Annotated in this window: 8 protein-coding genes and 1 pseudogene; 5 read left to right on the forward strand and 4 right to left on the reverse strand. The window is 38.2% G+C overall.

Translation table 11 applies throughout. The annotated features are described in order from the left end of the window. Window positions 1-20: 20 nt before the first annotated feature. The 3 genes and pseudogenes from ABKA15_RS00420 to ABKA15_RS00430 form a co-directional block, all read right to left on the reverse strand. Window positions 21-862, reverse strand: a pseudogene (locus ABKA15_RS00420) (sugar ABC transporter permease). Window position 863: 1 nt separating this feature from the next. Further along, window positions 864-2,159, reverse strand: coding sequence for a sugar ABC transporter permease (locus ABKA15_RS00425; protein WP_022526080.1), 1,296 nt, complete (start codon window positions 2,157-2,159; stop codon window positions 864-866). 73 nt (window positions 2,160-2,232) lie between these two features. After that, on the reverse strand, window positions 2,233-3,495 hold the full coding sequence (locus ABKA15_RS00430) for an extracellular solute-binding protein (RefSeq protein ID WP_049514633.1): 1,263 nt from the start codon (window positions 3,493-3,495) through the stop codon (window positions 2,233-2,235). A 329-nt stretch (window positions 3,496-3,824) separates the two neighbouring features. On the opposite strand from ABKA15_RS00430, the gene malQ reads away from it, so the two are divergent. The 4 genes from malQ to nrdI all read left to right on the forward strand — a co-directional run bounded on the left by malQ (window position 3,825) and on the right by nrdI (window position 8,832). Further along, on the forward strand, window positions 3,825-5,348 hold the full coding sequence (gene malQ / locus ABKA15_RS00435; RefSeq protein WP_049514635.1) for a 4-alpha-glucanotransferase: 1,524 nt from the start codon (window positions 3,825-3,827) through the stop codon (window positions 5,346-5,348). A gap of 25 nt (window positions 5,349-5,373) precedes the next feature. After that, on the forward strand, window positions 5,374-7,632 hold the full coding sequence (gene glgP / locus ABKA15_RS00440) for a glycogen/starch/alpha-glucan family phosphorylase (protein ID WP_049514637.1): 2,259 nt from the start codon (window positions 5,374-5,376) through the stop codon (window positions 7,630-7,632). Between the two features lie 159 nt (window positions 7,633-7,791). Further along, window positions 7,792-8,301: a hypothetical protein gene (locus ABKA15_RS00445; protein WP_003027812.1), complete on the forward strand. Its 510-nt coding sequence runs from the start codon at window positions 7,792-7,794 to the stop codon at window positions 8,299-8,301. Between the two features lie 75 nt (window positions 8,302-8,376). After that, complete coding sequence (gene nrdI / locus ABKA15_RS00450) at window positions 8,377-8,832, forward strand: class Ib ribonucleoside-diphosphate reductase assembly flavoprotein NrdI (protein ID WP_049514639.1); 456 nt, start codon at window positions 8,377-8,379, stop codon at window positions 8,830-8,832. 54 nt (window positions 8,833-8,886) lie between these two features. Here the strand turns inward: nrdI and argS are convergent, their stop codons facing one another. Further along, entirely contained in the window at window positions 8,887-10,575 is a 1,689-nt protein-coding gene (argS, locus tag ABKA15_RS00455; RefSeq protein ID WP_049514640.1) for an arginine--tRNA ligase, read from the reverse strand. A 103-nt stretch (window positions 10,576-10,678) separates the two neighbouring features. Between argS and argR the strand changes: the two genes are divergently transcribed. After that, a complete protein-coding gene (gene argR / locus ABKA15_RS00460) occupies window positions 10,679-11,119 on the forward strand; it encodes an arginine repressor (protein WP_003027809.1) in 441 nt (146 codons plus the stop codon). Window positions 11,120-11,470 lie beyond the last annotated feature (351 nt).

Consider the following 11,470-nt stretch of genomic DNA (forward strand, 5'->3'; position numbering starts at 1 on the left):
TAAAAGAGGGTGGGACAAGATTATCCCTTGTCGCCACCACTTGTTAAACCAGATACAAAGTTCTTTTGTAGGAAGAAGAATAAGATACAGATTGGCAAGGCAATCAAGATAGCACCTGCTGAGAAGTAGGCAATCTTCAAATTCTTCACATCACTAACAAAGGTTTGTAAACCAACAGCAACTGTATAGAATTCTTTTTCACGAAGTAAGAAACTAGATAAGATATAGTCTCCGAATGGCCCCATGAAAGCCCAGAGAGCTTGTACAGCAATCATTGGGCGAACGAGTGGCAATCAATTTGCCAGAAGCGTCTAAAGTGACCAGCTCCGTCCAATTTAGCGGACTCATCAAGCGAGATAGGTACAGTATCAAAGTACCCTTTCATGAGCCAAGCGTTCATTGGGATACCACCGCCGACATAAAGGAAGATGAGGAACCAACTGTGGTTGAGCGCATTTAACATCAAAGCCATAACGAAGAAGGCAGTAAGGGCTGCCATTGTTGGTACCATTTGAATGATTAAGAAGAAAACCAAACTTTGTTTTCTAGCGAGGAAATTATAACGGCTATAAGCGTAACCAGCTAGTACAACTATACTTGTTTGGATGATCATTGTCAAGATGGCAATGATTAAGGTGTTAAAGTACCAAGTACCGTATAGAGTTTCGGTAAAGAGTTTGCTAAAGTTTTCAAAACTGAAATTAATATCAGTATCCAACTTGAACGCAAGGACATTCCCTGTCTTGAAAGCGGACATAATCGTGATCAAGAGAGGATAGATAATGATAATAGATAAAGCCACTAGATAGAAATAAGTTAAAAAGTGGTTTAAACGGCGTTTAAATTTAATAGAATTATTCATCTTACACATCCTCCATATCAAATGCATGTAGTTTCTTGAACGCAATCATGGAGATTGAAATCACGATAAGAGAAATGATAAGTGTTACCGCAGCAGCCATTGAGTATTGAGGAGCTGCACCTGTCGTTAAACGATAAATCCACGAAATGAGGATGTCGGTCGAACCTGCACCACCACCAACTGTACCAGGACCGCCATCATTAAAGAGGTACATGATAGAGAAGTTGTTGAAGTTGAAAGTATACTGACTGATGAGTGTAGGGGCAGCAACTGCTAAAATCATTGGGAAAGTGATATTGCGGAATTTTTGCCATGCATTTGCACCATCAATGTAAGCTGCTTCGTAAAGATCGTTTGGAATGGATTGCAAGATACCAAGTGTCAATACATAGATGTAAGGGAATCCAAGCCAACCTTGCATCATAATTAGAGCAATTTTAGTCCAGGTTGGATCTGTTTTCCAAGGAATCAGATGTCCATTTAAGAATGGCAAAACTTTACCAAGAAGCGGAATGACTTGGGTATTGATCGCACCGATACTATCGTTGAACATGTTACTGAAAGTTAAGATAGTGATGAATGCTGGGACGGCCCAAGGCAGTAGAAAGATAACGCCGAAAATGCGTTTTCCTTTAATAAATGGTTGGTTTGCAATAATAGCGGTAAAAATACCAATAACGATTTGGACGGTTGAGGCAGTCAGTGCCCAGATAATAGTCCAACCAAGAACGGCTCCAAAAGCAGAACGGAAAGTGCTAAGTCGCCAAATATTAGTGAAGTTTGTCACGCCAACCCAATCCAAGAGCTTGGTTGGAGGCAAATGTTGGAAATCATAGTTTGTAAAGGCGATTAAAAGAGTGACCAATACAGGGAAAATGATAGCAAAAGTCATTGCAATATATGAAGGAATAATCAATAGGTAAGGAAAACCATTAGCGTAAATTCCTTTTAACATATCTTTGAAAGTCGTAGGAACTGGATAATCATTATTCCAACGTTTCGCAATAGTATAAGCATCTTTTAGATTGAGAGCATAAAAGATGAAATAAACAATGACAAGAATAAAGTGGAATGCACCACGAATCAGCATGAAAAGAGAGTTATCGCGTCCAGGCACCTCACCGAGAGTAATTAAGTTTCCTAACTCAGGAGCAGCAATGGCGAAAAAGTAAATCAAAAATAAGATGGTAACTCCTAAAAAGATAGCCCCTTTTGCTTTTTGTTTATTATAAATTTGCCCAAGTCCTGGGATGAGGGAGAGCAGCAATGCTTTACGTGGCTGTTGTTGTGTAGTCATCAGAGCCTCCTTTGTCTAAAATATAGAACTCGACTGGTGCTGCCAATCGAGTTCTATCCTACCTCAATCTGTTTTATTTTTTACCAAATTTTTGATCGATAGTATCTTTAATCAATTTCACGGCGTCATTTGCAGCAGTTTTAGCATCTTTTTTACCACTTGCAGCATCAAAGAGCATACTTGCTGCTGGATCCCATACAGTACTCATTTCAGAGATATTTGGCATAGGTTGAGCAGATTGGAACTGTTTAACAACAGCTGAAGTCAATTCATCATTTTTACCTTCAGCATATTTACGAGCTTCTGTATTAGCAGGTACTTCGTTTGTAGCATCATAGAAAGCTTTTTGTTGATCTGTTGATGTCAAGAAGTTGACAAATTTTTGAGCTGTTTTGGCATTTTTAGATCCTGCAGGGATGACCCAAGCTTTACCACCACCAAAGGTTTGATAGTTTTTACCATTTGGAAGTGTAGGAATAGTGGCAACACCATAGTTTACTTTAGCTTCTTTAAATGATGCAGCTTTCCAAGGACCTTCAATGATAGCAGCTGTTTTACCTGATTGGAATTGAGTTTGAATTAAGTTTGCGGCACCTTTAGTATCTTGCATTCCTTTTGGCCATTTTTCGTACCAAGATTTAGCGTATTCAATACCTTTAATAGAACCGTCATTTGCAAGACCGATGTCTTTAGGATCGGTACCGTTCTTACCAAATACGTAACCACCGTTACCAGCTAACAGACCGTAAGCATAATAGAAGTTTGTCCAGTCCGCGAGGAAAGCAGTTGTTTTGCCATTTTCGTTAGCAAAAGCATATTTGCTGTCTTTTGCAAGTTCTTCTAATTCAGCAAATGTAGTTGGAGCTTTAGAAACAAGGTCTTTATTGTAGTACATTACTAATGTTTCGATAACAGCAGGTGCGCCATAAATCTTACCTTTTGTAGTTACGAGTGCTTTTGTTGTGTCATCAGTCATTGAACCTTTGTCAAGTTTCACTTCTGAAAGTTGGCCGTCCGAACCGAGACTACCTACGCGGTCATATGGAGACATCATAACGTCTGGAGCTTTGCCAGATTGGTTGTCAAGTGAAAGATTTTCAAGACCTTTAAGTTGGTCGCCAGTTTTAATAGTAACTTTTGTTCCATTTTCTTTTTCAAAAGCAGCAGCAGCTTTCTTCATGTAGCCTTCGTATTGTTTTTCTACGTAAACAGTGAGGTTTTTACCATCACCAGAAGAAGCTGATTTATTATTTTTGCTACCGCAAGCTACTAGTAACAAACTAGCTAATCCTACAGTTCCAAGAACTGCAACACTTTTCAACATTTTATGTTTCATGATTTATTCCTCCTAAAGAATAAAATAATAAGATAACAATTTAAAATAGTTTACGCAAACGTTTTCTTAAACTATACTTAGTATACCACAAATAGAAAACGGTTGCAACACTTTTTTAAAAAAATCTTAAAAATTTTTTATTTTCTACTCCAAAAATCCTGATAAAATATAGAAGAAAATGATTCAATTGTCCAAAACATTTTAAAAAATTACAAAAAAAGCAGAAAAATGGTTGCGTCCATTCTGGAATTAAGTTATAATCAAATCAACGCAAACGTTTTCGTTAAATGAATACAAAATTTAACAGAAAAATTTATTGAGGTGATAAGATGAAAGAACGTCAAAGTGGTGTTCTCATGCATATTTCTTCTCTTCCAGGGAAATACGGAATCGGCTCATTTGGAAAAAGTGCTTACGATTTTGTGGATTTCTTGGTAAGAACAAAGCAACGCTACTGGCAAATTTTGCCTTTGGGCACAACCAGTTATGGAGATTCTCCTTACCAATCATTCTCTGCATTTGCGGGAAATACACATTTTATTGATTTTGACCGACTGATTGAAGAAGGACTGCTTGTAAAAAGTGATCTTGAAGGATTAGACTTTGGTCAAGATCCAAGAAAAGTAGATTATGCGAAAGTGTTTAACAATCGCAGGCCTGTTTTGGAAAAAGCTGTGAAACGTTTCTTAGAACGTGGAGACTTAGCAGCCTATGAAAAATTTGTAGCAGATAATGCATCATGGCTTGAAGTATTTGTTGAATACATGGCGATTAAAGAGCATTTCGACTTGAAAGCTTGGACTGAATGGCCAGATGCAGCGGTACGTCATCGTGAAGCGTCTAGCTTGGCAACTTATCGCGAAAAGCTAGCTGATCGATTGACCTATCATCGTGTTACGCAATATCTCTTCTTCAAACAATGGTTAGAATTGAAAAATTATGCTAACGAACATCATATTGAAATCGTTGGCGATATGCCAATCTATGTGGCAGCTGATAGCTGTGATGTTTGGGCGCAACCGCATTTCTTTAAAACAGATGAATTAGGACAGCCTACATGTGTAGCAGGATGTCCGCCAGACGAATTCTCTGCGACCGGTCAACTTTGGGGAAATCCAATTTATGACTGGAAGGCAATGGATGAAGATGGGTATAGTTGGTGGATCGAACGCTTACGCGAAAGCTTCAAAATCTACGATGTAGTGCGTATTGATCACTTCCGTGGATTTGAATCTTACTGGGAAATCCCTGCTGGTTCCGATACAGCAGCTCCTGGTAAATGGGTTAAGGGACCTGACTATGCTTTGTTTAAGGCAGTGAAAGAAGAGTTGGGTGATCTGAATATTATTGCTGAGGACTTAGGCTTTATGACCGACGAAGTGATTACTTTGCGGGAAAAAACAGGCTTCCCTGGTATGAAAGTCACTCAATTCGCCTTTAATCCAAATGATGAAAGCATTGATAGCCCACATCTTGCTCCGAACAATTCTGTTATGTACACAGGGACACACGACAACAATACTGTTCTTGGTTGGTACCGTGATGAGATTGATGATGCTACACGTGAGTATATGGCTCAATACACCAATCGTAAGGAATATGAAACAGTTCCTCATGCAATGTTACGAACTATCTTTGCTTCTGTCAGCTTTATGGCAATTGCAACCATGCAAGATTTACTAGAGTTAGACAGTTCAGCTCGTATGAACTATCCATCAACTATCGGTGGCAATTGGTCATGGCGTATGACAGCAGATGAATTGGACCCTGTGATTGAGGCAAAATTATATAGCTTAACAAAAACATATCGTCGTTTAAATAAAAAATTATTAAAGAAAGAGAATGAATTGTAACGTTCTTTTCTAGGTAGGAGAAAAAATGTCAAATTTACAAGAATTTATCCAACAAACTTATCAAAAAGAAATTGCTGAATGCAGCAATGAAGAATTGTATATTGCCCTTTTAAACTATACAAAATTGGCTAGTGCACAAAATCCAGTTAATACCGGTAAAAAGAAATTGTATTACATTTCAGCAGAATTTTTGATTGGAAAACTGTTATCAAACAACCTCATTAACCTTGGTCTTTATGATGATGTCAAAAAAGAATTAGCAGACGCTGGTAAAGACTTGATTGAAGTGGAAGAAGTCGAATTAGAACCTTCACTTGGTAATGGTGGTTTAGGACGTCTGGCTGCTTGTTTCCTTGATTCTATTGCAACACTTGGTTTGAATGGAGACGGTGTAGGTCTGAACTATCACTTTGGTCTGTTCCAGCAAGTTTTGAAAAACAATGAGCAAACAACAGTACCAAACTTCTGGCTAACAGAGCAAAATTGGTTGGTAAAATCAAGCCGTAGCTATCAAGTACCATTTGCTGATTTCACTTTAACATCAACTCTTTATGACATTGATGTGCCTGGTTATAAAACAGCTACTAAAAACCGTCTTCGTCTGTTCGACCTTGACTCAGTAGATGCAAGTATCATTAAAGAGGGGATTGACTTTGATAAGACAGATATTGCTCGTAATTTGACTCTATTCCTTTATCCAGATGATAGTAATAAGCAAGGTGAATTGCTCCGTATCTTCCAACAATACTTTATGGTGTCAAATGGCGCACAATTGATTATTGATGAAGCGATTGAAAAAGGTAGCAATCTTCATGACTTGGCTGACTATGCTGTTATCCAAATTAACGATACACACCCATCTATGGTCATTCCAGAGATGATTCGTCTCTTGACAGAACGTGGCATTTCTCTTGATGAAGCAATCAACATCGTTAAGAATATGACGGCTTATACAAACCACACAATTCTTGCTGAAGCGCTTGAAAAATGGCCGCTTGATTTCTTGGAAGAAGTTGTTCCACACTTGGTTCCAATCATCAAAGAATTGGATAAGCGCGTGAAGGATGAATACGCAGATCCAGCTGTTCAAATCATTGATGAACACGATCGTGTACACATGGCTCACATGGATATTCACTATGGATATAGTGTCAATGGGGTTGCAGCTCTTCATACAGAAATCTTGAAAAACTCAGAACTCAAAGCCTTTTACGACATTTATCCAGAAAAATTCAACAATAAAACGAACGGAATCACCTTCCGTCGCTGGCTCATGCACGCAAATCCACGCTTGTCAAATTACATTGATAGCTTGATTGGCCGCGATTGGCACCATGATGCTTCAAAATTAGAAGACTTACTTGAATTTTCTGGTAAGGCTGATGTGAAAGCTGAACTTGAAAAAATCAAAGCTCACAACAAACGGAAATTAGCTCGTCACTTGAAAGAGCACCAAGGTGTTGAAATCAATCCTGAATCGATCTTTGATATCCAAATCAAACGCCTTCACGAGTACAAACGCCAACAAATGAATGCTCTTTATGTCATTCACAAATATTTGGATATCAAGGCTGGAAACATTCCTGCACGTCCAATTACAGTCTTCTTTGGTGGGAAAGCTGCTCCGGCATACACGATTGCGCAAGATATTATTCATTTAATCCTTTGCTTGTCAGAAGTAATTGCTAACGACCCAGAAGTTTCTCCATACTTGCAAGTCGTCATGGTTGAAAACTACAATGTAACAGCAGCTAGCTTCTTAATTGCAGCCGGTGACATTTCTGAGCAAATTTCCCTTGCTTCTAAAGAAGCTTCAGGTACTGGTAACATGAAATTCATGCTAAATGGTGCTTTAACGCTTGGTACTTCAGACGGTGCGAATGTTGAAATTCATGAATTAGTCGGCGATGACAATATTTATATCTTCGGTGAAGATTCTGAAACAGTTATTGATTTGTATGCCAAAGAAGCTTATAAGTCAAGTGAATTCTATGCTCGTAAAGCAATTAAACCGCTGGTTGATTTCATTGTCAGTGATGCTGTTCTTGCAGTTGGTAAGAAAGAGCGCTTGGAGCGACTTTACAATGAATTGATCAACAAAGACTGGTTCATGACGCTTCTTGACTTGGAAGATTATATCGAAACAAAAGAACGCATGTTTGCAGATTATGAAGACCGTGATGTCTGGCTTGAAAAAGTTCTTGTCAATATTGCAAAAGCAGGCTTTTTCTCTGCTGACCGTACGATTGCTCAATATAACGATGAAATTTGGCATTTGAACTAGTTCAATAGCGAATAGGCCCCTTGATTGGTAGTTGAGGGGCTTTTGTTTGAAAAAAATAAAGGACACTAGTGAAACTTTTGTTTATTTTTGTTGCCATTTTTGACTGCTTACGTTATAATAAATAAAACTGAAAACTTTTTCACAACGAGGAGGATTATTGTGAAAAAACGACCAATTTATCTATATGTCTTGCTGACACTATCAGCCATTCTATCATCTTTTACATTTGTAGGAACCTTTTTTGGCAGTGAAAAAATAACGAATACAAGTTCTTATAAAGGACTGTCTGAAACGGTTGTGAAGCAAATCGTGGAAGTAACTGAAAGAAGTCTTGTCTTTCTTCATAATATTCCGCATAAAATATTAGTTGTCCTTTCAATTTTATTGTTGATTGCTGCTATTGTGTTTATCGTCAAGAAAAACATTTTATACGCTAATTTTGCCTATATTGCTTATGTGTTATTAGGAATTATTGGGACAATTTACAATTATATCGGTGGTATGCCACTCAACAATCTTTATAAAGATCAAACGATGCGTGCCACAGCAATCTCATCGACAAGAGTTTTGACCATTATTTATTTTGCATTTAATATTCTTTTCCTTGTTATTGTCTTTTTCAAGATGAAACGGCAGCAACAAGACTTAGCAAAAGAAGAATTACAATAGTTGACAAAACATATCTATCAGCTTAAAATTTTAAGAGAATGATAGATGTGTTTTATTTTTAGAAAGTGAGAAAATATGAAAATTTCCTTAGTTTATATTAGCTTAAGTGGCAACACAGCGAGTTTTATCAAACGTTTGTCTGCTTTTTTGCAAGAGCGACATGAAAATGTTGAGATTGAGCAGGTGGATATAAAAGATATGGTGAAAGAGGAGCGACCATTTTACGCCATGTCTCAGTCCTTTGTAGCCTTTTTGCCAACCTACTTAGAAGGTGGGAATGGTTTGGATAATGGAGATGTGGAGATTCTTACCAATGATTTAGGTGACTTTATCGCTTTTGAAGAGAATTACAAGCGCTGTTTTGGCATTGTTGGCAGTGGCAATCGTAATTTTAACAACCAATATTGTCTAACAGCTAAGCAATATGCAGAGCGATTTAATTTTCCAGTCTTGGATACATTTGAACTTCGTGGCTTGAATGAAGACGTCAAACGAATTGGTCTGAAAATTGAAGAATTATACGGAATGTAATAAAAAATCCTATCGTTGTAAATACCGATAGGATTTTTTGATAGGGTTAGGAAATTACATTTTTTCTGGAGCATCAACGCCGAGAAGACGAAGAGATTCTTTTAGAACAACAGCTGTTGCGTAGCTGAGAGCCAGACGGCTGTCACGTTCAGGGCCTTCGTCCAAGATACGAGTGTGTGCGTAGAATTTGTTAAATGCTTGTGCAAGACTGATCGCATATTTTGCAATGAGTGATGGGTCATAATTGTCAGCTGCACGTTTGACAACACGGGCAAAATCTTGTAGCAGTTTAATGATTTCCCAACTTTCAGCATCATCTAGGCTGTATGTTGCTTCAGCACTTGGCTTGAAGTCAGCTTTGCGAAGGATTGATTGGATACGTGCATAAGCGTATTGGATGTATGGACCTGTTTCTCCTTCAAAGGATACCATGGCTTCCAAATCAAAGTCGTAACCGTTGCGACGGTCTGTTTTTAAATCGTAGAATTTGACAGCTCCTACCCCGACAGCACGAGCAACAGCTTCTTTGTTTTCAAGGTCAGGATTTTTGGCTTCAATTTGTGATTTAGCACGACTGATAGCCTCTTGAAGAGTTGGCTCAAGAAGGATGATATTTCCTTTACGTGTAGACAATTTTTGGCGGTTCTTTGTGACCAATCCAAAGTCTACGTGAATCATATCATCGCTCCAGTCAAATCCCATCTTCTTCAAAACGGCTTTTAATTGTCTGAAGTGATTAGCTTGTTCTTGACCTACGGCATAAATGTTTTTAACGAAGTTGTAAGTGCGAGCACGGTACATAGCTGTCGCAATATCACGTGTAATGTAAAGTGTTGCTCCGTCAGATTTCTTAATCATAGCTGGTGGCAGATTGACATCATCAAGGTTGACAATGCTAGCCCCCTTAGACTCTTCCAACAATCCTTTTTCTTCAAGGATTTTGATACCTTCGTCCATCTTGTCATTATAGAAGGCTTCACCAGCTAGACTATCGAATTCAACGCCAAGCAATTTGTAGATACGGTTAAATTCTTTCAGACTTTCGTCGCGGAACCATTGCCACAATTCAGTAGCTTCAGGATCACCGTCTTCTAATTTTTTGAACCAGAGGCGACCTTCATCATCAAGCTCAGGATCTGTTTCGATTTCCGCATTGATACGAACGTACAGTTTCAACAATTCATCAATTGGATTTGCTTCGACGGCTTCTTTGCTGCCCCATTTTTTATAGGCCACCATTAAAAGACCGAATTGTTTTCCCCAGTCACCTAAGTGATTGATTTTAATGGTGTTGTAACCCAATTTACGGAAAATATTAGAAAGAGCATCACCAATAACAGTTGAGCGCAAATGACCAACTGAAAATGGTTTTGCAATGTTTGGGCTGGAGAGATCAATGGTAATGTTTTCTCCATTTCCTTCATTTTGCTGCCCATAGTTATTTCCTTCTTTTACAATTTCTTTGATAACTTGAGCTGAAATTTTTGATTTATCAAGGAAGAAATTAACATAAGGACCAGTTGCCACTACTTTTTCAAAGTTTGTTGAATCAATTTTTTCTGCAATATCTGCTGCAATCGCTTGAGGCGCTTTTCGTTCTACTTTCGCTAAAGAAAAGGCAGGAAAAGCAATATCACCTAAATCTGAGCTTTTTGGTTTTTCTAGTAAATTTAAAATAGCGTCTTGGTCTAAGCTGTCAATGACCTTAGCCAGTTCACTTGCAATCAATTGTTTATTATCCATGGTTTCTCCTTTGGTCTTTTACTAATATTTTAACATATTTTTTGACGAATCTTCAATTTTTTTGGTATAATTTTGAGTATAAATATACATTATTGAGGATAAAATGAAAAAGAGTGAACGTCATAAACTAATTAAGCGAATGATTAAGGAAGAAAAACTGAGTACACAAAAAGATATACAGGATCGTTTAAAGGCACAAGGCATCATTGTAACACAGACAACCCTCTCTCGGGACTTACGTGAAATTGGATTGACGAAAGCTAAGAAAAACAATGAAGTTTATTATGTTTTAGCAGATGAAACAAATAAAATCGATTTGGTTGAGTTCTTGTCTTATCATGTAGAGGGTGTTTCTCGGGCGGAATTTTCCTTGGTTCTTCATACTCGCTTAGGAGATGCTTCTATTCTGGCTAACTTTGTGGATGCCAATAAAGGTGAGCTGATTTTAGGAACGGTAGCAGGGGCTAACACGCTCTTAGTTATCTGTCGTGATACAGCAGCTGCAAAACAAATGGAAGAGCAGCTCCTTGAGAAAATGGATTAAGAGAATGAATGATGAGGCTGGGACAAAGAGCTCAGCTTCCTTTGTTTATGTAGTCAACAAGACGCAGTAGCTGATTGCTCAAAGCAATGCTTTGAGGTGGCGGATAGAACTTGCGAAACACGTCTCAAAGCTGTTGTTTTTCAGGTTCGGAAAAACACTTTTGACAAAAACTTTGTTTTCTTTATCCACCACCTCAACAGTCTTTCAGACTGTTGAGCAAGCCTTGCGGGGTGAGATGACGAACTGAAAATTTTCAAGATGAGTCCTGTCCCACTCCCAGCTATGCGGATGTGGGACGATGAAATCAAGTTTCTACGAAACTATTGATTTCTATCCCACTCTTATCACTAT

Source organism: Streptococcus sp. KHUD_010 (assembly GCF_040207525.1).
GTDB lineage: Bacteria > Bacillota > Bacilli > Lactobacillales > Streptococcaceae > Streptococcus > Streptococcus hominis.